20 protein-coding genes, 1 tRNA gene and 1 pseudogene are annotated in these 23,634 nt (G+C 50.4%); 11 read left to right on the top strand and 11 right to left on the bottom strand.

The window, feature by feature from the left end; all coding sequences use genetic code 11:
• Positions 1 to 131: 131 nt before the first annotated feature.
• From DUE52_RS06185 to DUE52_RS32745, 3 genes are all read left to right on the top strand, one after another.
• A complete protein-coding gene (locus DUE52_RS06185) occupies positions 132 to 491 on the top strand; it encodes a four-helix bundle copper-binding protein (protein WP_114405104.1) in 360 nt (119 codons plus the stop codon).
• A gap of 453 nt (positions 492 to 944) precedes the next feature.
• Positions 945 to 1,952, top strand: a complete 1,008-nt coding sequence (locus DUE52_RS32750) for a hypothetical protein (RefSeq protein ID WP_114405103.1) — start codon at positions 945 to 947, stop codon at positions 1,950 to 1,952.
• Positions 1,945 to 2,391, top strand: coding sequence for a glycosyltransferase family protein (locus DUE52_RS32745; protein WP_310587787.1), 447 nt, complete (start codon positions 1,945 to 1,947; stop codon positions 2,389 to 2,391). Before DUE52_RS32750 ends, DUE52_RS32745 begins: the two co-directional genes overlap by 8 nt.
• A 309-nt stretch (positions 2,392 to 2,700) precedes the next feature.
• Here DUE52_RS32745 and DUE52_RS06170 read toward each other — a convergent pair whose 3' ends face one another.
• Entirely contained in the window at positions 2,701 to 3,204 is a 504-nt protein-coding gene (locus tag DUE52_RS06170; RefSeq protein ID WP_114405102.1) for a hypothetical protein, read from the bottom strand.
• Between the two features lie 7 nt (positions 3,205 to 3,211).
• Positions 3,212 to 4,366, bottom strand: a complete 1,155-nt coding sequence (locus tag DUE52_RS06165) for a zinc-dependent alcohol dehydrogenase (protein ID WP_114405101.1) — start codon at positions 4,364 to 4,366, stop codon at positions 3,212 to 3,214.
• A gap of 144 nt (positions 4,367 to 4,510) precedes the next feature.
• Here DUE52_RS06165 and DUE52_RS33050 point away from each other — a divergent pair.
• Positions 4,511 to 4,609: pseudogene (locus DUE52_RS33050) on the top strand (integrase core domain-containing protein); the annotation flags it as partial.
• Between the two features lie 373 nt (positions 4,610 to 4,982).
• On the opposite strand, the gene DUE52_RS06155 reads toward DUE52_RS33050, so the two are convergent.
• Entirely contained in the window at positions 4,983 to 5,303 is a 321-nt protein-coding gene (locus DUE52_RS06155) for a thioredoxin (protein WP_114405100.1), read from the bottom strand.
• A gap of 754 nt (positions 5,304 to 6,057) precedes the next feature.
• Here DUE52_RS06155 and DUE52_RS06150 point away from each other — a divergent pair.
• The 3 genes from DUE52_RS06150 (at position 6,058) to DUE52_RS32315 (ending at position 9,798) form a co-directional block, all read left to right on the top strand.
• Positions 6,058 to 6,741, top strand: coding sequence for a hypothetical protein (locus DUE52_RS06150; RefSeq protein WP_165840870.1), 684 nt, complete (start codon positions 6,058 to 6,060; stop codon positions 6,739 to 6,741).
• 133 nt (positions 6,742 to 6,874) lie between these two features.
• Positions 6,875 to 9,337, top strand: coding sequence for an autotransporter outer membrane beta-barrel domain-containing protein (locus tag DUE52_RS06145; RefSeq protein WP_114405098.1), 2,463 nt, complete (start codon positions 6,875 to 6,877; stop codon positions 9,335 to 9,337).
• Positions 9,338 to 9,654: 317 nt separating this feature from the next.
• The gene (locus DUE52_RS32315; protein WP_165840869.1) at positions 9,655 to 9,798 is read left to right on the top strand and encodes a hypothetical protein; all 144 of its coding nucleotides are present in this window, start codon (positions 9,655 to 9,657) and stop codon (positions 9,796 to 9,798) included.
• 64 nt (positions 9,799 to 9,862) lie between these two features.
• Here DUE52_RS32315 and DUE52_RS06140 read toward each other — a convergent pair whose 3' ends face one another.
• Complete coding sequence (locus tag DUE52_RS06140; protein WP_114405097.1) at positions 9,863 to 10,564, bottom strand: P-loop nucleotide/nucleoside kinase family protein; 702 nt, start codon at positions 10,562 to 10,564, stop codon at positions 9,863 to 9,865.
• Positions 10,565 to 10,628: 64 nt separating this feature from the next.
• Positions 10,629 to 11,483: a universal stress protein gene (locus tag DUE52_RS06135; RefSeq protein ID WP_114405096.1), complete on the bottom strand. Its 855-nt coding sequence runs from the start codon at positions 11,481 to 11,483 to the stop codon at positions 10,629 to 10,631.
• A 470-nt stretch (positions 11,484 to 11,953) separates the two neighbouring features.
• Here DUE52_RS06135 and DUE52_RS06130 point away from each other — a divergent pair, with 470 nt between their 5' ends.
• Positions 11,954 to 13,009 (top strand): response regulator, encoded by a 1,056-nt coding sequence (locus DUE52_RS06130; protein ID WP_114405095.1) that lies wholly within the window; start codon positions 11,954 to 11,956, stop codon positions 13,007 to 13,009.
• A 435-nt stretch (positions 13,010 to 13,444) separates the two neighbouring features.
• Entirely contained in the window at positions 13,445 to 16,630 is a 3,186-nt protein-coding gene (locus DUE52_RS06125) for a PQQ-binding-like beta-propeller repeat protein (RefSeq protein ID WP_114405094.1), read from the top strand.
• A 189-nt stretch (positions 16,631 to 16,819) separates the two neighbouring features.
• Here DUE52_RS06125 and DUE52_RS06120 read toward each other — a convergent pair whose 3' ends face one another.
• Positions 16,820 to 17,086 (bottom strand): hypothetical protein, encoded by a 267-nt coding sequence (locus tag DUE52_RS06120; protein WP_114405093.1) that lies wholly within the window; start codon positions 17,084 to 17,086, stop codon positions 16,820 to 16,822.
• A 68-nt stretch (positions 17,087 to 17,154) separates the two neighbouring features.
• Positions 17,155 to 17,397, bottom strand: a complete 243-nt coding sequence (locus DUE52_RS06115; protein WP_114405092.1) for a hypothetical protein — start codon at positions 17,395 to 17,397, stop codon at positions 17,155 to 17,157.
• Positions 17,398 to 17,782: 385 nt separating this feature from the next.
• On the opposite strand from DUE52_RS06115, the gene DUE52_RS32050 reads away from it, so the two are divergent.
• Both DUE52_RS32050 and DUE52_RS06110 read left to right on the top strand, forming a co-directional pair.
• Positions 17,783 to 18,223, top strand: a complete 441-nt coding sequence (locus DUE52_RS32050; protein WP_133299775.1) for a hypothetical protein — start codon at positions 17,783 to 17,785, stop codon at positions 18,221 to 18,223.
• Positions 18,224 to 18,870: 647 nt separating this feature from the next.
• A complete protein-coding gene (locus DUE52_RS06110) occupies positions 18,871 to 20,064 on the top strand; it encodes an ATP-binding protein (RefSeq protein ID WP_229312080.1) in 1,194 nt (397 codons plus the stop codon).
• Positions 20,065 to 20,239: 175 nt separating this feature from the next.
• On the opposite strand, the gene DUE52_RS06105 is transcribed toward DUE52_RS06110, so the two are convergent.
• From DUE52_RS06105 to rpoN, 4 genes are all read right to left on the bottom strand, one after another.
• Positions 20,240 to 20,313 (bottom strand) — tRNA-Arg (locus DUE52_RS06105).
• Between the two features lie 72 nt (positions 20,314 to 20,385).
• On the bottom strand, positions 20,386 to 21,180 hold the full coding sequence (locus DUE52_RS06100) for an enoyl-CoA hydratase/isomerase family protein (RefSeq protein ID WP_114405091.1): 795 nt from the start codon (positions 21,178 to 21,180) through the stop codon (positions 20,386 to 20,388).
• A 22-nt stretch (positions 21,181 to 21,202) separates the two neighbouring features.
• Complete coding sequence (locus DUE52_RS06095) at positions 21,203 to 21,892, bottom strand: hypothetical protein (RefSeq protein WP_229312079.1); 690 nt, start codon at positions 21,890 to 21,892, stop codon at positions 21,203 to 21,205.
• Positions 21,893 to 21,960: 68 nt separating this feature from the next.
• On the bottom strand, positions 21,961 to 23,415 hold the full coding sequence (gene rpoN / locus DUE52_RS06090) for an RNA polymerase factor sigma-54 (protein ID WP_114405090.1): 1,455 nt from the start codon (positions 23,413 to 23,415) through the stop codon (positions 21,961 to 21,963).
• Positions 23,416 to 23,634 lie beyond the last annotated feature (219 nt).

Genomic DNA, 23,634 nt, shown 5'->3' with positions numbered 1-23,634 from the left:
CCAGCCAATAGCCCCAATACGAAGTGTCGTCCTGAAACAGCGGACGCGCCAACTCAAAATCCGGACACAACCGGACCGAATCCTCACTTTTTAGAAAAAGGCCAACTATCAATTCATAAATCACTTACGTTATGATGAACCAACATCCGTATCAATCCTGTCTTGAAGCGTGTCAGGCCTGTCTGGTTGCTTGCGACCAATGTGCTGATGCCTGTTTGCGCGAACCGGAAGTCGCTATGCTGTCCGATTGTATCCGTCTGGATCGGGAATGCGCGCTGATTTGTGCCACCGCTGTCCAGTTTATGGCTTCCAACAGCCGGTTTACCGGGTCAGTCTGCGAACTGTGTGCCCGTATTTGCGAAGATTGTGCCGCTGAATGTGAAAAACATGCCGATAAACATGATCATTGCCGGGAATGTGCGGAAGCCTGCCGCCGGTGCGCCGATGAATGCCGGGCAATGGTCGATTTAACCGATGTTGCGCATTCCTGAACGAACAAGTAGCGAACTAAAACACGACAGAAAGCCCCGGTTATCTATAAAAACCGGGGCTCAGTTTTTTTAAAATGCTGTTTTAAGGGGCAATACCCGGTTGAATCGATAGCCAAATCAATCCTTTTTCAGAAACTTAACCGAGTTGGGTTGATGTGCATCAAAAAGAATAGCGAACCGTGGGCAGGCTAGCAGTGCTCCACCAGGATTGGCGTAAGCCGTCGAAACGTTCCAGCCATTGTCCTGCGTTAATCGACAGAAGAAGCCCGATATGTCTGGTAATGTATTTCAGAGTGAGACAAAGGCCCCGGCGGGAAGAGCAATTCGTATCGGGCTTCATGGGCTTCACACAACCCGAGAAGTGCCGTTACCTTACTTTTTGGTAAAAAAAACAGGCCGGTTTGACGTATAGTGGTTTGAATGGGTACAGTAGGTTTAAAACCAGCGTAGACCATGCAAACAAAACCCTATAACAGTCTCACCTATTGGCAACCATTTACAAAAACGGAAGAAACCTCACAGTGGGTAAATGGGCTCGGCCAGCAACTTAAACAGGCTACCCGTTGGGCTGCCGTTCCTTTGCCATTTGAATCGGGCTCGCTCAAAATCGGCCTGACGACCAACTCCCTCTGGCTGATCAGAGAATGGGGGAAGGCAGGTAAACTGGCAATTCGCACCTGCTTCGATCCGCAGGGAATTCAGGGTTATAAACCAATCCGGACGACGGAAACGGAGGTCGAATACCGGGTGCAGGGCGCTCTGGGAACGTTTCGGGTGGTGATCGAACGACCGCTTCCGCATGAACCTCTGCTTCGTTATACCACCTCTCTGAAGCCCAGGCAGCCCTTCACAGTACAGGCTTTTCCCCGGGATCTGTATCTGCTGGATACCGATTATGACCCCTTAACAACCGAAGGAATGGTGTATGTCACCCAGAACGGACCAACCTCCGGGATGACCTATCTCTCCACCATTCAGCCTACAGAAGGGTCGATTTTATACTTTCAGAACTTTACGGCGCTCAACGACTACTGCCAGGACACCCGGACCGAACCGTCTAACACGGTCAAAGTGCAATGGCCGGAAGCCGGTTTTACCCTGCCTTCTTCTGAAAAACCGTTGGAAGCCGGGAAAGGAATTGTGCTATCAGATGCCTTCATTTATCAAAATGAATCGGTTCCGCAGAGCGAATTTGAAGCCGCCGACCAGTTTCTGGAAGCCATGGTCTGCCTTTACAAACACCTGCCCAAACCCGAAACCGATTATTTTGACTGGCCGAAGATCGCTGAACGGACGATTCAGGCCCTCACCGAATCGGAAGATCGACGGACGGTTTTTTGCCCTCACCCGGCCGCTGGGCGATTTGTATTTTGCCGCCCGCCCGGACAGTGCCTATTATCCCGGTCCGTCGATCAACCTGGCGTCGTCGCCCGATGGTTTTCATTGGAAACCGGTGGATGACCCGTTGATCCGCGCCCGGAAAGGGGATTATGGTACGTGGTATTATACACCCATGGCATTGGCTTTTACCGATCATCTCCGGCCCCGGGTTACGCTTTATGACTGCATGGATGAACTGTCAGCCTTTCAGGGGGCTTCGCCCCAGCTTCGGGAACAGGAAAAGGAGTTGTTACAACGGGCTGATCTGGTCTTTACGGGCGGTTATAGCTTATTCGAAGCCAAGAAGAAGCTACATCCATCCGTCCATGCCTTTCCCAGTAGTGTCGACTTTGCTCACTTTGCCAAAGCCCGTCAGGGCTTGCCTGATCCAACTGATCAACAGGAGATAGCGCATCCGCGCATTGGTTACAGCGGTGTGATTGACGAGCGGGTTGATCTGTCTCTTTTGGCGGAACTGGCGCAACGTCAGCCTACCTGGCAGCTCGCCCCAATCTATTGATTCTGCCAGCGATTGCCCTTGAATCAACCGGTTTCATACCTACTTGTAAATCCATTTAAAACCGTCCATTAACCCGGTTGCCATGAAAACAATGCAGGAATCAGGCTTATTGCCGAAGCCGATGATTTACTGAGCCAACCGGAAGATGGAATGCTTTAAATTGGTTTTCCCGATTATGGGATAGGATCGGGAAAAATAAACCGGCTATTTTCGGCTCCAGCGGCATAAGTTACAGAAAAGTCGATCAGATTACTGGCAAAAACCGGTCGGATTCTGATCGACTTTTTAGGTAAGAACGAAGCGGTTTTCTTATTTCTTTCTTCGGAGAAGCATAAAAACCGCCACGGTGACCGCTGTTCCGATGAGCACTTTTTGGGTTAGTCCCTGCGGGTCATGTTTCCACTCCGCTTTCCAGCCTCTTTCGGCAAAAATATTGGGAACATGCCCCCGCCTGAAATCATCGATGATGCCTTCCACCATATTGACACGGTCGGCCAGCAGCAGTGGGAGCCAGTGACCATATTCGGACTCACTGTATTTGAAGGCATACCGGCGGATGGCACCACTCCATCCGGAAGGCGGTGTCGATGTGCCAAAAACCGCACTGATCGTCGGCCGTTCGATGGAACGCAGCACTTCCACATCCACCGGTTGCTGCGTGGGTCGTTCCCAGCTATAGCCCGTTTGTTCATCGTTGGCGCGGTGTTTTATGGGATAAGTGGGGTCGTTTTTCGGATCGGCATCGATGCCCCAGCCTTTGATGTGCGAATAGTCCCGGGCGATAGCCGGTAAATCGTTGGTTTTAGTTTCCATAGGAATTTTACATTTTGGCGGATGGTGGAATAAGAACGGGTTTGATGCAATTGTCGAGCTTACTGGAAAACATGCGATACGCGTCGGCGGCTTCTTCCAGCGGAATGCGGTGGGTGATCAACGCTTTGGGGTTTAAAATCCCATTCTGGACGTGCTCAATGAGCCGCGGCAACAGACGCTTGACCGAAGCCTGATTGGCCCGCAGCGTCAGTCCTTTGTTAACGACATTGCCGATCGGAACCAGGTTGTCGGTGGGGCCATAGACACCCACGATGGACACAATACCGCCTTTTTTGACGGAATTGATGGCCCAGTGCAGCGCCGTGGCCGAACCCGCCTGTAGCAAAGTTTTTCGCCCCGTAATGGTTTGCAGGGCACTTCCGGCCGCTTCAGCACCAACCGCATCGATCACCACATCGGCCCCCATCCAGTCGGTGATTTTCTTGATGAACACGACCGGATCGTCCATTTCTTTAAAATTATAGACTTCGCAATTGGCGTAATTACGAACAAACTCCAGCCGATACTCATACTGATCGAGGACAATGACCCGACCGGCCCCAAACAGCCAGCAACACCGGGCGGCCATGATTCCGACCGGACCGGCACCAAAAACGACCACCGTATCGCCGGGTTGAATACCGCCCATTTCGGCAGCCTGGTAACCCGTTGGCACCACGTCGGTCAGCATCACGGCATCATCCGGGTCCATACCCGGTGGAATGACGGTCGGCCCCACGTTGGCATAGGGAACCCGGACAAATTCGGCCTGCCCGCCATCGTAGCCCCCCGCCGTGTGTGAATACCCGAAAATGCCGCCCACCGCGGTCGCCTGCGTGTTCGATTCATGGCAGTTTCCGAACAGTCCCTGCCGACAAAAATGACACTTGCCACAGGCAATGTTAAAAGGCACCAGGACGTGGTCACCAACTTTTACTTTGTGCACTTCCGAACCAACTTCTTCGACAATGCCGATGAATTCGTGTCCGAAGGTCATGCCGACCCGCGTATCCGGCACATTGCCATTGTAGAGGTGCAAATCCGATCCGCAGATGCAGGAGCGGGTCACCCGCACAATCGCATCTTCGGGATGCTTGATTTCGGGCATGGGTTTGTGGCTGACGCGAACCCGTTGCGGGCCGCGGTAATTCATGGCTAGCATAGCAATCGCTTTTACGTTTGTGTTTTCGGAACTGGTTTCCGAATGAATAACTACCCAAAAACAGCAGGGACTTTATTTAGTGAGCATTCGGCCCCTGGCGAAATTTCCTGGGATAGCTTCCACCCTTAACGAAATTCAACGGATGCCTGGCAACAACTGGACCGCTATATCCGCTGGTATAACGAAGAGCGAACGCATTCGTCTTTGGGGGGCCGCACCCCCAAGCGGGTCTTTGAAATGTAAGGGGTGGGTGGTAGTTTTGCCCCCACCTCTGGATCGGCTTCTAACGACAGGCCGGGCTGGCGCACCAGCGGTTTACCCGTCCTTCGTTTCAAGCAAGGCTTCTTGGCGTTGGAGCCAAGTCATACCCTCTCGCATGCCGTAGGCTTTTCATTATAAAATGCCCTTTTACTGTCCATACAATGGGGAGTACTTCACTGAGAGCCATGGCAGTTTACTCTGGAAACATCCCGTAATTTTGTCGGAGCAACTGGCTTCACGGACTAGCAACTGATGAGATTGTATGTTTATAGGAGAAACAATCGTAGGTGTAAGTAAGGGGACGCCGGTTATAAAATCGGTAATCAGCCCAGTTACTATTTTCATCGCATTCGGATCAGGTCGGAAATAAACGTTTAGATGCAACCGTTAGCAGGTTTTCCTCCGGTATTCCTTCCTGTCTCCAAAGTTCATGGCCCTCCCGTAGCAACACAAAAGTGGGATTGATGGTAATTTCAAAGCTTTGAAAAATATCGGGATAGGATTTTTCATCAAGTAGTATTATGCGAAGTAAATCGCCCAGCTCGTGTTGCAGCGAATTGGCCAGAGCCCTGACCTCCACACGCTTTAACTGATCGATCCGTTTGGACGATGTAAAGATCAATAAAACCGCGGATTGAGTAATAAACGGCCTAGTAGTTGGATCATCGCGTTTCATCCTGCTAATTATTTACCATGTTGTTATACTTAAAAGCATAGGGAAGTGAATAACCCACGAGACCTTGGTGCGCACCCTGACAGAATTCAAACAGGCCGGTTTGCTTGAAATGGAACTCTCAGGCGGCATCCGGCTCTTGCAGCACCAGAAACTAAAACAGGGTAGCTGGTAATTTTCTGTATGACGAAAGTCAATACCAGGCTTGACCCCACTCATCGGTTAAGAGGGGAGAGTTGGCTATTATGCATCATAATTTCATGCGTTTGTTTTGGTAGCAGGTTGAAGGACAGTGATTTCCTTTTCCCAAACGGATAAGGCGCTAAACCATCAACTGTTTTCAATTCCTGATTTTATCCCTAAACGCTTCAGCGATACGGTTTTCATCTTGTAACACTTCTTGAGTTATGAAACATATACTACGGTTTTTCTGGATGCTGTATTTTAGTGTGCTTCTTGCGCTTGGTACGGGCGTTTCAGACTATTCCCAATCTCCAATTATTCAATAAGTGACCATTTTCAATTCACAACAAAAATGCAATCCCGACCGATTATGATAAAAACATATGTATTTCGTGGGCTACTCTGCCTGGTATTGACAATTGGATTTTTTAGCTGTTCGGACCACCTTTTTCCGGCGGTTTCGCCCGGGTCGGTCACCGATCGGCAACGCATTAAAAAAATAATCCGGGAGGGGCCAGATCAAACTGCCAAGGTCAGTTTGTTTCAGTACGATACTCTGGGCCGGCTGAGTTCGATGGTTACGTTTCAGACGCCCGACAGCACGGTTTCGCCGGTGGAAACTACCGTCTTCGCGTACAATGCCCGGAACCGGCTTATAGAGGCTCGGCGCGATATCAGCGAACGAACTGGCAGTGCACCTTTTCAGTACGAAATCTATACCTATACTTTAAATGAGGCCGGTCAGGTTGTTGAACTAAGGTATGTCAACAACGTGAGTGAAGATAACATCTGGCTGATAAAGCTTCAGTATAACCCGGACAACCGACTGAAGAGTAGCCTGAAAATCTTTGAAACAGGCGGTGTTTCATATCGTCAGACCAGTACGTTTATATTTACAGCCAATAATATAACCTCTGCCACCATAAATGAAAGCCTGGTTAGGGGTAGTCCTTTGTATGATGTCACCCGAACGGCAGTCTTTACCTACGATTCGAAGATCAATCCTTTCTATGGATTATTTGTCATTCCGGCTCCTTTTACGGGCCGGCTCTCCGATCCGCACTCCGGTAGTTTATCCTACTATACCTATTATGGTGGTGTCGATAACCTGCTCAATTTAAGTCAGAACAACATGCTTTCCGACGGCTCCACCACCTATACGTATACCTATAACAGCTCAAACTTGCCAACGAGTCGAATTCGGGCAACGCCTTATGAAAGCACAGAAACACTGCACTACGAGTACGAGACCTATTGAAATGCAGCAAGGTGTAACCAGTCAGCAAGCTGTACGAGCCAGAACGTTGGGGTTTCAGCACTAGAACGTGCCTATACACACACCTGCCGGTTTTGATTTTTGAAAGTCTATTCCACTCACTACTAAAACTGCTATGAAAACACTGGTAACATTCTGGATGCACCGGGTCGCCCGCGGTCATTGGGGGCTCAATTTCGTGGTCGTGACATTGGCCTTTTGGCTGGGAAGTCTTACGGTTTCTTCGGCTCAACTCATGGATTGGCAGAAAACCCTGGGAGGGACTGATTTAGATTATAGCCGAGCCATCAAGCCAACTTCGGATGGAGGGTATGTGGTGGCCGGAGAAACGAAATCCAACGATGGAAATGTCAGTGGCAATCACGGCGATAATGACGTTTGGGTCGTAAAGCTTAATGGCTTTGGAAATATGGTCTGGCAAAAAGCCCTGGGAGGGACCGGATATGATTTTGCCTCTGCCGTGATTCCGACACCCGACAAGGGTTTTGTGGTGGCCGCAAGCACGTTTTCCAACAATGGCGATGTCAGCGGCAACCACGGGGAAAGTGATTTTTGGGTGGTGAAGCTCAACAGTGCAGGAGGCATTGTTTGGCAAAAAGCCTTGGGAGGAACCGGGACTGAGTATGCCAGAGCCATCACGACGACGGCGGATGGGGGCTTTGTCGTGATTGGGGAAACGCTTTCCAATGATGGCGATGTGAGTGGCAATCATGGGGGGAGCGATATTTGGGTGGTCAGATTGAACAGTATAGGAGGTATTGTCTGGCAAAAGACGTTAGGGGGGACGGGATATGAAGCGGCAACAGCCATTACGACGACGGCGGATGGGGGCTTTGTGTTGACGGGACAAACATCCTCCAACGATGGTGATGTCAGTGGTAATCACGGGGGGCAATCGGATGCCTGGGTAGTAAAGCTTTCCGGTTCAGGGAATGTAGTCTGGCAAAGGGCATTGGGCGGATCAAGTACCCAGGTTGACATCGCTCTTGCCATTACGCCCACGTCCGATAATGGGTATACGATAGCCGGAACAACGTCTTCCGATGATGGCGATGTGCTTGGCAATCACGGCAGGTATGATGCCTGGGTCGTACAACTCAACGATCAGGGAAAATTCATCTGGCAAAAAACGTTGGGAGGAGCGGGCGATGACATTGCCAATGCCATTACGACCACAGCCGACGGCGGTTTTTTAGTGGCAGGATCTACGAATTCCAACGATGGCGATGTCAGTGGCTTTCATGGTGGAATTCTGGATGTTTGGGTGGTTAAGCTCACCCGGTTAGGCCAATTGAGTTGGCAGAAACCACTGGGAGGGACGGATGAGGAGTCCGTCTTCGGCATTGCGCCTGCTTCGGATGGCGGCTACGTGATGGCTGGGTATACGGGATCTAACAACGGAGATGTAACCGGTAATCAGGGAGAACGGGACTTCTGGGTAATCAAGCTCCGTGAACCGCTTCAGATCTTGCCTCCTTTTTACAGTTGCCATACCGGCGAGATCACTTTTCGTACGAAAGGTGGTAATAACACGCCAATCACCTTCACGGCTCCGGGCATTTCGCGTGCTTCAGCCGCCGATAAAGTCGGTATTGTCGAACCCGGCTTACGGAGCGATCCGAAAGTGATTCCCATCACCGCAGTGCAGAGTGGCCAACCAGTTACCTACAATTTTGATTTGGGAGCGGCCTGTACCACGCTTAGGCCCCCGTTTATTCCCAAACTCATCCAACTCATTCCTCCGCAGGTCATGACCCAGGGACAGACGCTGGCCGGAAGAGGCCTCGTTCTGAGCACGTTTATTGTCGACCCTACGCCCTATATGCCTAACTATGCGACCTATGCGTCTGAGTGGGCTTTTCAGGTGAATGGATTGCCGCCAGGTTTATGGTTAACTACCACTACGTTGGAGTATAGCCCATTGGCCGCCATCCAGGGAGCACCTACCCAGGCGGGACAGTTTACGGTTACGTTCAGGGCCAGTACGGGTCAGTTTCGCAATAGGCCAATCCTGACGACCTTTACCATAACGGTCTTTCCGGCAGGCCCACTGGCTCTACAGCCGCCCTGGTATGACTGCGGGAGTGGAGGCTTCCATTTCAATACCAGTGGAGGAGACGGCTCTCTGATCGAGTACATGGCAGCGGGTATCACGCCCTGGACGACCAACCCGGATCAATTTGTTGATTTCTCACTCCGTACTGCCAGTGATGTACAGCCTTTTACACTCAAAGCGCGTCAGCATGGGGTGACGGTGACAACCCAGTGGAACCTGAAAACCGCCTGTGGAAGCGCCCGGTTTGGGTCTGGCGAACAAGATTTATCCTGCCTACAGGTGCGGTTGCTGGGCAATCCACTGGCAGGGTCTTCGGCTGAGGTCGAGATTCGGGGAGCAGAAGGTGAATGGGTGCAGCTACAAGTAATCAACTCCCAGGGACAGGTGTTACACAACAAGCGTATCCAGCAGGCGGGGGCCGTGGAGCAACAGCGGGTGCCGATTGGTTCCGGCCCGGGCCAGTATCTACTGGAAGTGGCAACCCCCAGGGAGCGAAAAGTGCTCAAGGTCCTCAAACCGTAGGTTCTATCGGAGTCAAGGAAATAGATAGGACCGGTATATGAGCATAATCAAGTTTACTGTGAAGCAAGGTCATGGAACGAATAGGAACAAATAGAGAGCTTTGTGAAATGGATGACCTGATTGTCACTAACTAATAGCCGGTTTTATCCCAAACATGAGTCATCCCGAATTTTAGGGGATGTGTTGTTGACCGACTTTTCGGAGGCTTCCATAAAAGCCATCCATTTCGCGCAGAACTTGTTTGATGAGGTCTCGGCGGAGCATACCTGACGACCCATCCGGTCGATTTACTGGTAACGGTTCCGCACCGGAAAACCTTGCTGGATGCGCTCTGGAATCGCAGTCTGACGCGACGGCGGGCGTATAAACCGCGTGTTCCGCTGCTGGCTCTGTATGAGCCGGAACGGGCTGATGAAGATACCCTGTCGGCGACTAAAACGTACAGTGAGCAGGAAAGCTAGCATGATCGGGGTTACCAAAAAGCGGGGTCATTTGATCCCTCTTTTTTTTGCCTTTCGGCAACGATCAACTAGGGCGGGACTGTAAAGCGACTGGTAAGGCAGGATGTGCCTGCTGAATAAGCCAGGGAATAATTTCCTGATCGATGGTATCTCTGGTTAAACCGTGCGTGTTTACCTTCAGCCCATTTTTCACATACTCTTCAATCGCATAGGTAATCTCAAATTGCCCCGGTACATAATCGCTGATTCGTAAATCTGAAACCGATGGCTGCGTTTCCCGTTGCTTCAGGCGCTGGCGGATGAGTTCAATGGGAGCCTCCGTTTGGATAACGAACAAACGAACATTCTTTTTTGGGCAAATTCTTTGAAGATTTTCCAGGTTATCTTGATCCCGGTAGGTCGCATCCAGAATAACCGCTCCGGTTTGCAGCGCTTCCCGCAATCCCCGACTGCCCATTTCCTGATAAACGTTTTGAGTAACCGCCTGGTCGTATAACAACCACCGTTCGGACTCTGGTAACCGATAAAACGGATCGATTCCGGCCTGTTGCTTGCGAATCCGATCGGAGTTTAAAATGGCCAGGCCCAATTCGTCGGACAGAGAAGCCGCCAGAGTTGATTTGCCGGTAGCGGCTCCCCCCATACAAACCAGAATAGCAGGCTGGCTGCCCAGAACGGCATAGCGCAGGGCCAGTTGAAAATACCGCCGGGCTTTTTGCTGGCTCTCCTGCCGGATCAAATCGGCGAGTTGCGGTTCTGAAATCATACTTTCTCTGGTTTTGATTGATAATCAGGGTATTATTGCCATGGATGCGCCCTGATAGTATTGCCTACGCCCGAATGGCATTTTTGGGAATGATCAACAAAGGTACTTTAGCCGTCAGGACAATGTGGCGGATCAGACTTTTATGGAAAACGGTGTCCAGGAAAGACCGCTCATGATGGGCCAGAACGACGATACCCGGATTGTAATGCTGAATATAATTTTCAATTCTCTGATGCGGGTGAGGGTCATCAAACTGCCAGAAATGGATGTCAGACTCTCCCTGAAATGCTTCTTTTAATTTTTCAAAGGCCGGTTCGGCATCCCACTGATTTTCTGAGGCTGAGGCCGCAACGTGAATGACTTTGGTGCTGGCATCCAGGTCCCGGGCTATTTCCACAATCCGTTGAATGCAATCCACTTCGTTTCCTTCGAGGTCAGCAAAGTAGGTTAAAGGACGAATACGGCCCGGGGCGGTTGTGCCCGATATAACCCAGACGGGACAGCTAGCCTTTAGCGTCACCGCCGTGGCTACGGAACCCAGCCAGTTTTCGAGGGTAGTAGAGGCCCCACTGGTACCCAGGATAATGAAATCGGCTTTCATCTCCGTTGCTTCCGATAAAATGGCGCTTTTTGCTGAGCCCGGAATCACTTTTGTTGTAACGGGCACGGAATTCAGGGAAGGGTGTCTCCGCAGTAAATCATCCCGAAACGCCTGTATGTATTCACCATTTTGCTGGTAAAGCGTTTCGTCGCTCCCGGTCGTTTGGATCGGTATCGTATAAAGAGCGGGCATAACCGCAACCGGATAGGCGTGCAGCAAAATGACATGAGCGCCTAACTGACCGGCAAGCCACAGGCCAAAATCAGCCGCAAGCCGGGACGGCGCACTATAATCAACAGGAATGAGAATCGTTTTCATTGGATAGCATTGTTTAGGGGTCAAAGGAAACCAAATCGGATGAGTTGTAACTTTTTAGAGAGCCTGAAATAGAGGAAGCAACGATATGGATTACAGCATTCAATGGTAAGCGATATTCGACTATGAAAGATTGACGATGACCTTGTTGTCTGTATGATATTTGTCACGATAACCTTGCAAAAAGGTTTGTAAATGGCTCTGCGAATAGGACATGAAGATGGCCTCTGAATCCAGTTTTAAGGCCAGGCTCCGTTGAAGGCTTATGATATTAATCAAGCTGGTTTTTGATGCTGGTCATAAAAGTTTAATGATCGGTAGTCCATCTTTACCCTTGCGATGAATTTCTAAAAAGGAGAAGGGGCAAATAAAAATAGAGATTGGAAGAGGAGAAAGGCGGTAGTGCTGGAGTAGACATCGATCCCATCGACTTTCGGGTTATCTAGACAATCCTGTTACCTTATCCTTCCTTTATGAAAAATCTTCTTTTAATTGAAGACAACGAAGCGATCCGCGAGAATACTGCCGAGATCCTCGAACTGGCGGGTTTCAGCGTCCAAATAGCCGAAAATGGCAAGATTGGGATCGAAAAAGCCCTGTCTAACCCACCCGATCTGGTCATTTGTGATATCATGATGCCGGTGTTGGATGGCTATGGAGTCCTGCATATTTTTAACAAAAATCCCGCCTTGTCAGGCATTCCATTCATTTTTCTAACGGCCAAAACCGAGCGTGCCGAAGTACGCAAAGGGATGGAACTGGGGGCCGACGACTATGTAACCAAGCCCTTCGAAGAGTCGGAGTTACTCAGCGCCATCGATGTGCGGCTCAACCGGTTCCAGAATTCAGTACCGGCACCCGTAGGACTGACCGATGACCCGCAGCAGGCAGAACCGTTCCTGAATACTGATTCTAAAAACGGTACTTTGCAAAGCCTGTTAGCTGATCGCAGGGTTCATACCCTGCCCAAAAAACAAGTGGTCTATTGGGAAGGGGAGGAAGCCATTCAGTTGTATTTTCTTAAATCGGGTAAAATTAAAACCATGAAGGTCAATTCTGATGGCAAGGAATTGATTACAAGCTTCTCCCATTCGGGCGAATTTTTCGGCTACCTTCCTCTTTTTGACAACAGCGAATATGTGGACACAGTTATCACATTGACTAAAGCGGAGTTGATCTATATTCCCAAAGAAGTGTTTAAAAAGCTGCTATTAGATAATTGGGAAGTGAGCGAGCAGTTTATTAAACTACTGGCCAGCCATGTCAGCGAGCGGGATGAACAACTGCTGAAAATGGCCTATAACTCCATCAATCGCCGGGTGGCTGATACGCTGCTTCGTTTAGTCAAACAGGAGTCGGGAGGCATCATTCAGTTGTCACGGCATAATCTGGCCGCGATGATTGGGACGGCTCCCGAAACGTTGATTCGCACCCTGAGAAAGTTTGAGGGAGTTGGCTTAATTGGAATGGGCATATTGGGTAGCATTGTGATACTACAACCTCAGAAGCTCCAACAGGGAAACTGGTAATTATTGCATTGATATTGTATTTTCTTCTCTTATTCTTTTAAAGCAGATCTTCGCTCGAGTGGTGTCCATGACCAATCCTGCCCGGTTTAATGCCATCCGCAACTTGACGCCTTCTGGTGCGGCAGGGAACAAAATGGATGTAGATCAGCCTGGGAATTGACCGATTAACAACAATCAAGTTAAACTGTGATTGGGGTCATCTCTTACTGATTTTCAATTGGATACATTCACTGATCGGTTGGCCGGGAAGATTTTGAGTGTCCCTGAAATCATACGTCAGAAACCTTCTATTCCTGGTCTTGACTGGATCTCTATTCTCAATTTTCAATCTTTACCATCATGAAACGATCTCTATTCATTCATCGGTTTTGGTCCGTAGAGCAGACTCTCTATGCAGGGTCATTATGGGCATTAATACTTCTGGTTTTTGTAGGTTTGTTTTCTTTTACTCCCCCCAATCGTTCGACCCCACCCGCCAAAGATCTTCCGGCGCTTCTAACCGAAGCGCCGTCTATACAACCCCAGATTGCCTGGCAAAAAAACTGGGGTGGTTCGGGCGATGATGGAGCTGCGGCCATTACGGCCACGGCGGATGGTGGGTATGTCGTGGCCGGACAGACTTTATCCAATGATGGCGACATCGCTGGTAACCACGGGAGCAGTGATGGTCTGGTATTCAGGGTAAATAGCGCCGGTACTGTCGTCTGGAAAAAAGTTCTGGGCGGGTCGGGTGAAGATCAGTTTCTGGGTATTACGGGAATGGCGGATGGCGGTTTTGTGGTCACAGGAATTACCTACTCCAACGATGGCGATGTGAGTGGCAACCACGGTAGTGCAGACCTCTGGGTGGTCAGACTGACCGGTGGAGGGGACATAGTGTGGAAAAAGACACTGGGAGGCTCTGCTATCGACTGGGGTTTTGCCATTACCATCGCCACCGATGGGGGAATTGTTGTCGCCGGGCGTACCCATTCAACGGATGGGGATCCAAGCGGGTTCAAAGGCGGTTTAGGTGATTTTTGGATCGTTAAACTTACGGATTCCGGTACCATTGTCTGGCAAAAGACCCTGGGCGGCTCGATTGGTGAAGAAGCTTTTGCCATTACGGCAACGAGTGATGGGGGTGTCGTGGCGGTTGGGTATACGTTTTCCAACAATGGCGATGTGACAGACCATAAAGGATCAACGATTACCAGTGATTTTTGGGTAGTCAAACTCAATAGCACCGGGGGATTGGTCTGGCAAAAATCCTTCGGCGGTTCGGGAGAAGAATATGCCCGGTCCATTACAAAGACGGCAGACGGCGGTTTTTTGGTGGCTGGCCGAACCGAATCCAACGATTATGATGTAAGTGGCAACCACGGCTCATTTGACTTCTGGGTGATTAAAATTACCAGTACCGGGAATCTGGTCTGGCAAAAGACGTTGGGCGGTTCTGCTTTTGACGAAGTCTATGGCATTGTGGCCCTGGCCGATGGGGGATGTGTCGTAGCGGGTCATACCTCATCGAATAATGGCGATGTGATTGGTTACCACGGGAATCAGGATACCTGGGTGGCGAGATTGGCGGGTGACGGAACGCTGGCCTGGCAAAAACCGCTGGGCGGGTCAGGCAGTGACGGATGCCGTGCCCTGGCATTAACTGCTGATCACGGTTATTTGCTGGCCGGTTCAACTAATTCTACCAATGGCGACGTGGTGAATAATCGGGGAAATCAGGACGCCTGGGTGGTCAAACTGCTGCCTCCTCCTCTGGCGATGCTTGCTCCGGTTTTCGACTGCCAAACCGGTGACATCAGGTTCCAGACCAGCGGGGGCGATGGCACACCCATCGAATACTTCGCTGCCGGCGTAACCGTCTGGACGACCAACCCTAGTCAAAAGGTGGAGTCCGGCGTGCTTCTGGATCCCAACACGACGAGCCTCACCTTACTGGCTCGTCAGAGTGGTCAGGTGGTTTCCTATCCGTTCAATTTCCGACCCTTGTGCTCGCCACCCCTTTCCCGAACGGCTTATGTTGGTCAGCGAATTGCTGAAACCGAAGGCTGGGGACTTCTGGAGAAAAGCAATGAGGTTTCTATAACGGCGAGCGGTCTGCCACCAGGGGTTCGGCTTGAGCTGGCCCAGATTGAATTACCGGGTATTGGCGGTATTTACTGGGTATTGGATGGTACGCCGACCACCGCTGTCGGCTCGCCTTTCAGAACCGTGCTGACCCGGCACTACAACGATGGCCGGACCACCTTAACGACACTATTGATAACAGTTATCGAACGTCCACAGACGCCTTTGCGGCTATTAGCCCCGCTTTTCAACTGCCAGACGCGCGCTATTACTTTTGTTACCAGTGGGGGAGACGGTTCTCCCATTGAGTATTCGGCAGCGGGCGTTACCCCCTGGACCACCAATCCCAACCAATTCGTTGAAGCAGGTGTGGTGATGGACCCCAACTCGGAACCTTTACTCATACAGGCGCGACAACGGGGCAATTCGGTTAGCTATGTATTTGATCTTCACGCCTTCTGTCATGGCGAAGGCACGGGTTTAAAGCTGTTGACTCCGCTTTTCGACTGTAAAACGGGAGGAATTACATTTCGGACCAGCGGAGGAGATGGCACACCCATCGAATACTTCGCTGCTGGGGTAACCGTCTGGACGAGTAACCCAAATCAGAAAGTAGAACCCGGCGTATTACTCGATCCCAATACCACGACCCTTACGTTACAAGCTCGCCAGAGTGGCCAAACCGTATCGTATACGTTTCCGTTCCGGTCGATTTGTACAGCCCCAATTGCCGTAACGGCTTATGTGGGTCAGCCTATTTGGCAGGCAACGAGTGATGGAACCGGTTATTGGGGTGTCTACGACCCTTCAGGTACCGTAAGCGTTTCGATCGCAGGATTTCCTCCCGGCGTATATCTGGAGTTGGCTCAGGTGGAATTGCCGGGTAATGGTGGTATTTATTGGGTGCTTGGGGGAGGGCCTTCTTCGACAGCCGGTTCACCCTTTCGGGCCACCATCACGCGGAGGTATCAGGATGGGCAAGTAACCCTGACTACTGTGCTAATCACCGTGCTGGAAAAGCCTCTGACGATTCAGTCTCCTTTGTACACCTGTGTAACCGGAGAGTTGACTATTAAGTACAGCGGAGGCAGTGGCACACCGGTGGAGTATATGGTGCCGGGTTTGCAACTCTGGCAAAGTAGCCCATCCTTCACCGTGCCTGAATGGATCCGCAATGACCAAAATGCGCAGCCTTTGCAACTCATGGTTCGTCAGAATGGGAAGACGGCCAGCCTGGCTTTTAATTTCAGATCCTACTGCACAAGCGCAGCCCGAACCGGTCTGCCCAATCCGGAAGGCACTCCGAACCTACAGGTCAATCTGCTGGGTAACCCGGTCAGACAGAATATTGTTGCCGTAGTCACCGGTGCTGAAGGGCAATCGCTACAGATAAAGATAACGGATGTCAACGGGCGGGAAATGGTCCGTCAGCAGATTGAGAAGGCTCAGGCTACCGAGAAACTGACTCTGCCCGTTGCAGGGAACCATACCCGCTTGTTAATGCTGGAGGTTGCCACCCCTTTTCAACGTCGGCTGGTGCGGGTGTTGGTGCAGTAATGAAAACTGCCCGGATTTGAACGCCAATCAAAAAGAACGGGATGAATTTCTTGGATAGGAAATTCATCCCGTTCTTTTTGATTGGCGACCACCTGCTCGTTTCTTGTTTCGAATCAGGTAAAAGCTTGATATGGCACGGGGTTGCCTGATAGCCGTTTACGGAATGTCGTATGGACAAATCGCATGAATTCAATTTGGCGTATACTCCAGCAAATGATAATCCTGATTGATAAAATAGGCTTTTTCGTTTAGACTGGTGCCCACGAAGAACCGGTTTCCAAGGGCATTGTAGGTGTGCCACTGGCTGGTGCCGGGCGTAAAACTGATCAGTTGGCCAGCACTGGTGATGATATATCCCGTGTTTTTAAGCGCAAAAGCCTGATGCGCTCTGGTCAGAGTGGGTAATCCGGCTAAGGTTCGCCAGGCGTTGCTGGGATCTACATGTCGGTAAAACAACTACCTAAAAAGAGCATCAGGGTGAGTAGGCTGAGTAAAGATAAATAACGCATCATAGTCTTGTGTCTTTATTTGAAGTTAAAACCGTCTTTTGGTGCAATAGATGGAGGGGTAGGGTCATGGCTAAAGTTGTGATAGGGACTTCCATAAGCTGACCATTTACGTGCTTTAAGAATACTGATCGAAATGGCTTGTTGCTTGTCCATCCCCTTTTGATGGATCAGGTCGTTTGCTATTTCGATTGCCATGGCGCGTGTACTCGGATTAAGGGATCTCATGGCAGCCGGAAAACGAATACTGTTCCAGGTCATAATCGTATTGTTTACGGGTTTATTGAATTTGAAAAGCGTGGCGTAAAACTAAAGATCTTCTGGGCCGACTTCCGTGACGGGAATCAAGTAATAGATTGATTGATTTCAATTTATAGCAAAAAAAGAGAAGAGAACGACACGGATTACTAACCAAATTCATAAACCGCTCGTCAGAATCGGGTTTACCTTGCAAGGATCGGTAGCATCAAAGTTAAAGTACGAAAGAGGGCCTCTTATGTTCTTATATTTACAAGGTCGGTTAACTGATAGAAATCAGTTTCTAGTTGGATGAATATCAGGAGCTTGTCAAACCATAATTTTTACTTTTGATCGGTTTTCGCCCGCTTCCTGGAGTTCAGGTCCAAACTAATAAACCCTATTCGTTATGAAGATGAAGCGCGTACCCCGGTCATTAGTCTACATTTCTTTTGTCATATTTTCAGCCCTGCCCTGGTCCTGCCTGGAAGATCACCGTCCTCAAACGGATAATGAACTCCGCCTTATTAATTGCCGCTCGGGCTGGAGACCGGTTGGCGTATTTTCCCAGGGTAGTCGGATAGGGGATGCCGCAGCGGGTTGTTACCGGATGATTTTTCTTAAAGATGGCAAACTAATCTTTAACCGGGAGCAATGTACCGGTCAGGATACTACGGCTGTTGTATCGGGGTGGTCTGTTACATCGACAAATCTTTCTCTGCCATACCGACCGGGCAACCTTTATGGGCCACCAAATGGTGGTTTATTAGAAGAATTGACTCTTACTTCTTTGAAATTTAGTTACAGGGGTGATCCCAATAAAATTACTGAAATCTGGGCTTGTCCATAATGGCCAATTAGGTGGCTAATTTTCAATTTCCGCATGCCGTCCCGGATTGTTCTTCGAAAAATTAAACGTATGCTACAAACTTTCGGGTCAAAACATGTGATGTCAATTTGGATACCGGTAGTTATACAGTCAATGCCTGGAGCACTAGATAAATTTGGTTCCGTCACTGATCAGATCATCAAGCTCTGGACATTTCCATATACCCTTCTGATTGATTCTGAATACTAGCGATCGGGCAACACATGGTCGATACGATCGTCCGATACACTTTTTGATAATAGGATTATCCTGAGGGTGTTTATAGAACGATTCGACTATACGAAATTCTTTTCGGCAAAAAAGGGGGCATGAGATTTACTATAGTAGGAGAACCATCCTTTTTGAACAACATCTGACGTCAAAGTTGGAGCAAAGGACAGACCTGACAGGTTGGTTCTTTGAGTATATACCTGTTTCGGGCATTTCAAAAATGGTCCTGCGATAAAAAGCCCCTCAGACATCTTTGTGCCTGAAAGAGCGCTCTTAGCTACGAAAACTTACCATTTTATAGCTTTAAGGGCAATAACCAACCGCTTTCTGATTATGCGGTCAAAGGAGTATTGAATTTAAGTTATCCATGTATATTTGAATTTATTTTTACAATATACATGAATAAAACAATTGCCCGTCTGATTCAAAACCCGATGCAGGAGGCTATTCTGCATTTTCCGGTGGTGGGTTTGGTCGGTCCCCGGCAGGTCGGGAAAACAACACTGGCCCGCTTTTTAACGGAGAATGCTGGCAAACCGACCCTGTACATCGATCTGGAACGGCCGGAAGATCAGGACCGATTGGGCGACCGTCCCGGCTGGCTTCTGGAACAATACGCTACCCATACCGTCATCCTGGACGAAATTCAACGGATGCCCGAGTTGTTTCCGCAGTTGCGTTCGCTGGTCGACCAGGACCGCCAGCCGGGACGCTTTATCCTACTGGGGTCGGCTTCGCCGGATTTACTGGCCCGGAGTGGCGAAACCCTGGCGGGACGGATCACTTTTATGGAGTTGACTCCGCTGGTTCGAACCGAAGTAAGCACCACGCCGTATCTGACCCATTGGTTCCGGGGCGGTTTTCCAGAACCTTTTCTCATCGACTCGGACCGCATTCGAACTCAATGGTACCGTTCCTTTATCCAGAGTTATGTTGAGCGGGATTTGCCCCTGCTGGGGAGACTGGGACACTCGGTAACGGCCACTTTGCTGAGTCGATTACTACGGATGCTGACCACGGTTCAGGGATCGTTACTGAATTATTCGATGCTGGCGGCTTCGCTTGGTGTGAGTGTGACCACGATCCGCAACTACATCGATGTGCTGGAACAAGCCTTTCTGGTTCGGCGGCTCGAACCTTACTTTGTCAATCTGGGGAAACGGCTGACGAAAAGCCCGAAGTTTTACATCCGGGATAGTGGCTTATTACACCACCTCCTCAATCTGTCGTCGACCGACGCGCTGTTATTGCATGCTCAGGCGGGAGCCTCCTGGGAGGGATATGTTATCGAGCAAGTCATTAACCAGCTCGATGGTTCCATTCAGCCGTATTTTTACCGTACGCAGCAAGGTGCTGAACTGGATCTGGTTTTAGTACGGGGCAACGATCCGGTGGTAGCCCTGGAAGTAAAACTGTCGAATTCCCCGACTCTAAAGCGGGGTACATCGGTGGCTCAGGATGATTTGGGACAATTGCCCATCCTGGTGGTAACGCCCTCAGCGGGGAGCTATCCATTTCGGCCGGGTGTGCAGGTGGTGGACATCGATTCGATCTGGGATCGGTTGAGGGAATTCAATGTACTGGCTCACTAGTGCCATTGTACTGGGCTGGAAAATAAGATGTGTCCGAAAAAGGTACTAAGAAAGGCAATTGGATTGGTTCCAGATACCATCTAAAACCCATGAATGACAAGACTTCCAAATAAAGTGAGTATCAAATAAAAAAGCCACTCACAAGTTTCACCTTGTAAGTGGCTGATTATTAATGTGCACTCGTAGGGATTCGAACCCCAAACCTCCTGATCCGTAGTCAGGTGCTCTATCCAATTGAGCTACGAATGCTTTTCCCGTGTTGGGACTGCAAAAGTAAGACAAAAAAGATAAGATTCAAAAAGACAGCCGGAAATTTATTGCCTACTTCCCCGTAAAAACCGCCTTCCGCTTTTGCAAAAAGGCCAGAATACCCTCGGCCGCATCCTGCGACTGACCCAGTTGGTTCTGATACTGAGCTTCTTGCTCCAGTTGCGTCTCCAGATCGGTGTAAACAGATTGATTCAATGCTAATTTCATCAAACCGATGGCCTGCGTGGGAGCCGTCGCGTAATATCCGGCGGTTTCGGCCACCACCACATCCAGTTCCGTCGCCGGAACCGAGCGCGTCACCAGTCCGAGTAGCTCGGCTTCCGGGCCGTAAACCCGCCGTCCCGTGCTGCACAACTCAAACGCTTTTTGGGACCCCAGCAGGCGCGGCAGAAAGAATGTAGAGCCGGCGTCGGGCATCAGACCGATGCCGACAAACAGCAGCGATACATACGATTCATTCGTCGCAATGACCACATCACAAGCCAGCGCCAGCGAGCAACCCGCTCCGGCGGCCACGCCGTTGAGTCGGCAAATCACCGGTTTGGGAAGGTTTCGAATGGCCCGAACCATCGGGTGATAGGTTGCGCGCAGGAGATCGCCCATCGAAAAACCGCCTTCGTTTTGGAACTGACCAGCCGCTTCCTTCAAATCCGCCCCGGAACAGAACGCTTTGTCGCCCGCGCCGGTCAGCACCACCACGCGCACGGCCTCGTCGGCTCCGGCGGCTTCCACCGCACGCGTGATTTCCTGAATCAGCGCCGGGTTGAGCGCGTTGTGAACCTGCGGTCGGTTGAGGGTGATCCGGCCGATACCGTCCGAAACGGAGAAAAGAAGGTGTTCGTACATGTTTTTATTAGGTTTACGGCTATCAAACCAGCCACAGCACCGTCGCCAGGCTCACGACCAGCCCCAGGCCCATCCCGGCGGCAATTTGCGGGGGCGTGTGGGCATTCAGGTGCAGACGGGCACTGGCCAGCAGTCCCGCCAGAATGATGAGGGCCAGCAGGGGATAGAGCAACGTGAGTTCGCCGGATTTGATGGCAATACCGAGCAAAGCCCCCACCATGCCGCTGATGCCGACGCTGTGGGCGCTGATTTTCCAGAACAGACTGATCAGGCCGACGAGCGTTACCGACACCGTGATGCTCCCCAGCACGATGCCGATTTCGGGCGCCATGTCCGAGAGTTGGGGCAGCCGGAAGGCAAACAGCAGCGTTGCGGAGGTGTAGAGCAGCGCCGTCATGAAATACGGTAACCGGCGGTCCTGCAACTCGTTCATGTGCAGGCTGCGGACGTAGCCCGTGCGGTAGAGAAAATAAATCAGGAAAGCCGGAACAAAAAAGGTGCTGATGGCGATCAACAGCAACAGGCTCAGTTTGAATGGGGTGCCGAACGTGCTGACACCCAGCGCACCAGGTGCTATAAACAGCAGGATGCTGAACAGAATCGTGGGCATCAGCAGCGGATGAAAAACCGCCGATAAAGCCCGGGCAAGCGTCGTATTCAACGTTTCAATATTCGGTTTTCGGTCTTCGGCCAACCGTTGCTCGTCAATCATTTCGCAAAATTAACAAAGCCTGGCGATTTGAGCGCATCGACTTCGTAAAACCCAAAAACTGAAAATCCTCACAATTGTTTCCGCAGCCGGGCCACCGGGATATTCAACTGCTCGCGGTATTTGGCAACGGTTCGCCGGGCAATGTTGTAACCGCGTTCATTCAACATTTTTTCGAGTTTATCGTCCGAAAGCGGATTGCCTTTGGGCTCGTGGTCGATAAATTCCTTCAGAATGTTTTTCACTTCGCGGCTGCTGACGTCCTCGCCCGAATCGGTCGCGATGCCTTCCGAGAAGAAGTATTTGAGCGGATAAATGCCAAATTCCGTTTGAACGGCCTTGCTGTTGGCCACCCGCGAAACCGTCGAAACATCCATGTCGATGAGGTTGGCGATGTCCTTCAAAATCATCGGGCGGAGCTTGGTTTCGTCACCTTCCAGGAAAAAATCGTACTGAAATTTCACGATGGCGTTCATCGTTTTCAGCAGTGTGGCCTGGCGTTGTTTGATGGCGTCGATAAACCACTTGGCCGCGTCGAGCTTCTGCTTGACAAACGACACGGTTTCTTTCAGCGAACGGTTATTTTTGTCACTTTTCTCGTACGTATCCAGCATTTCGGCAAACGACCGGCTGATGCGGAGTTCGGGGGCATTCCGGGAATTGAGCGTCAGCTCGATTTTGCCGGCGTTGTTGGAGAGAATAAAATCCGGAATCAGATACTGCACCGCGCCGTCTTCGCCCTCGACCGAACCCGGTTTCGGGTTCAGTTTGGTAATGATCTGAATGACTTTTTTTAGCTGCTCTTCGCTGATGTTCAGTCGTTTCTGGATCTTGTCGTAGTGCTTCTTGGAAAACTCTTCGAACAGGTCCTCGATGATCCGGATGGCCAGCGGAACGGCCGGGTCACCGGCGTCTTTCCGGTGTAGTTGCAGCAGCAGACATTCCTGGAGCGAGCGGGCGGCAATGCCCGGCGGGTCGAAGGTCTGAATCCGTTTCAAAACCGTCTCCAGTTCGTCCGTGTCCGTAAAGATGCTGTGCGAAAACGCCAGGTCGTTCACAATGGCCTGCATCGACCGCCGGATGTAGCCGTCGTTTTCGATGCTGCCAATGAGTTGCATGCCAATGATTTCCTGTCGTTCGTCGAGGTTCAGGTATCCAAACTGCTGCATGAGGGTGTCGGTGAGCGTCGAGCGGTTTGCCACCGGCATTTCGCGGTCTTCTTCGGTATAATTCCCGTCTCCCTGCATTTTGTACCCGTTGTAGTCATCTTCGTTCAGATAACTCCCCAGATCAACATCATCGTTGCGCTCTTTGTAATCGTCGTCATAGTCATCCGAAAACGGGTCGTCGTTGTTGGTTTCTTCGAATTCGGTATCGGGTCCTTCTTCCAGTGCCGGGTTGATTTCCAGTTCTTCTTCAACGCGGGTTTCCAGTTCGGCAGTCGGAATCTGCAACAGTTTTATAAACTGAATCTGTTGAGGAGACAGCTTTTGCTGAAGAGATTGGGTAAGGCTGAGTCTTTGCATAATCACATACTATATTCGGAGACCACAAATTCCTGACTCGGGTACTCGTGGTCGCGCCTATCAAATTCCAGACCAATTTTAAAAAAAAATGTTTTGCGTCCTACTTAATTTTGTGTCAATCAGATAGTGTCTCTGATAATCAAATGGTTATGTGTGAATATTTCTAGTAAGCGGATTTTTCATTCTTGAAGCAACCGCTTCATATTTCACCGAATGGCG

Source organism: Larkinella punicea (genome assembly GCF_003334855.1).
Classification (GTDB): domain Bacteria; phylum Bacteroidota; class Bacteroidia; order Cytophagales; family Spirosomataceae; genus Larkinella; species Larkinella punicea.
The sequence above is the reverse complement of the archived record's forward strand: the minus strand, read 5'-3'. Positions and strand labels throughout refer to the sequence as shown.

What these genes read in the sequence shown, in the direction of transcription:
- rpoN (WP_114405090.1), bottom strand. Translation starts at nt 23,415, where the DNA reads ATGCAAAGACTCAGCCTTACCCAATCTCTTCAGCAAAAGCTGTCTCCT.
- DUE52_RS06185 (WP_114405104.1), top strand. Translation starts at nt 132, where the DNA reads ATGATGAACCAACATCCGTATCAATCCTGTCTTGAAGCGTGTCAGGCC.
- DUE52_RS06155 (WP_114405100.1), bottom strand. Translation starts at nt 5,303, where the DNA reads ATGAAACGCGATGATCCAACTACTAGGCCGTTTATTACTCAATCCGCG.
- DUE52_RS32050 (WP_133299775.1), top strand. Translation starts at nt 17,783, where the DNA reads ATGAAGATGAAGCGCGTACCCCGGTCATTAGTCTACATTTCTTTTGTC.
- DUE52_RS06165 (WP_114405101.1), bottom strand. Translation starts at nt 4,366, where the DNA reads ATGCTAGCCATGAATTACCGCGGCCCGCAACGGGTTCGCGTCAGCCAC.
- DUE52_RS06145 (WP_114405098.1), top strand. Translation starts at nt 6,875, where the DNA reads ATGAAAACACTGGTAACATTCTGGATGCACCGGGTCGCCCGCGGTCAT.
- DUE52_RS06095 (WP_229312079.1), bottom strand. Translation starts at nt 21,892, where the DNA reads ATGATTGACGAGCAACGGTTGGCCGAAGACCGAAAACCGAATATTGAA.
- DUE52_RS06130 (WP_114405095.1), top strand. Translation starts at nt 11,954, where the DNA reads ATGAAAAATCTTCTTTTAATTGAAGACAACGAAGCGATCCGCGAGAAT.
- DUE52_RS06100 (WP_114405091.1), bottom strand. Translation starts at nt 21,180, where the DNA reads ATGTACGAACACCTTCTTTTCTCCGTTTCGGACGGTATCGGCCGGATC.
- DUE52_RS06170 (WP_114405102.1), bottom strand. Translation starts at nt 3,204, where the DNA reads ATGGAAACTAAAACCAACGATTTACCGGCTATCGCCCGGGACTATTCG.
- DUE52_RS06135 (WP_114405096.1), bottom strand. Translation starts at nt 11,483, where the DNA reads ATGAAAACGATTCTCATTCCTGTTGATTATAGTGCGCCGTCCCGGCTT.
- DUE52_RS06115 (WP_114405092.1), bottom strand. Translation starts at nt 17,397, where the DNA reads ATGACCTGGAACAGTATTCGTTTTCCGGCTGCCATGAGATCCCTTAAT.
- DUE52_RS06140 (WP_114405097.1), bottom strand. Translation starts at nt 10,564, where the DNA reads ATGATTTCAGAACCGCAACTCGCCGATTTGATCCGGCAGGAGAGCCAG.
- DUE52_RS32750 (WP_114405103.1), top strand. Translation starts at nt 945, where the DNA reads ATGCAAACAAAACCCTATAACAGTCTCACCTATTGGCAACCATTTACA.
- DUE52_RS06110 (WP_229312080.1), top strand. Translation starts at nt 18,871, where the DNA reads ATGAATAAAACAATTGCCCGTCTGATTCAAAACCCGATGCAGGAGGCT.
- DUE52_RS06150 (WP_165840870.1), top strand. Translation starts at nt 6,058, where the DNA reads ATGGTTACGTTTCAGACGCCCGACAGCACGGTTTCGCCGGTGGAAACT.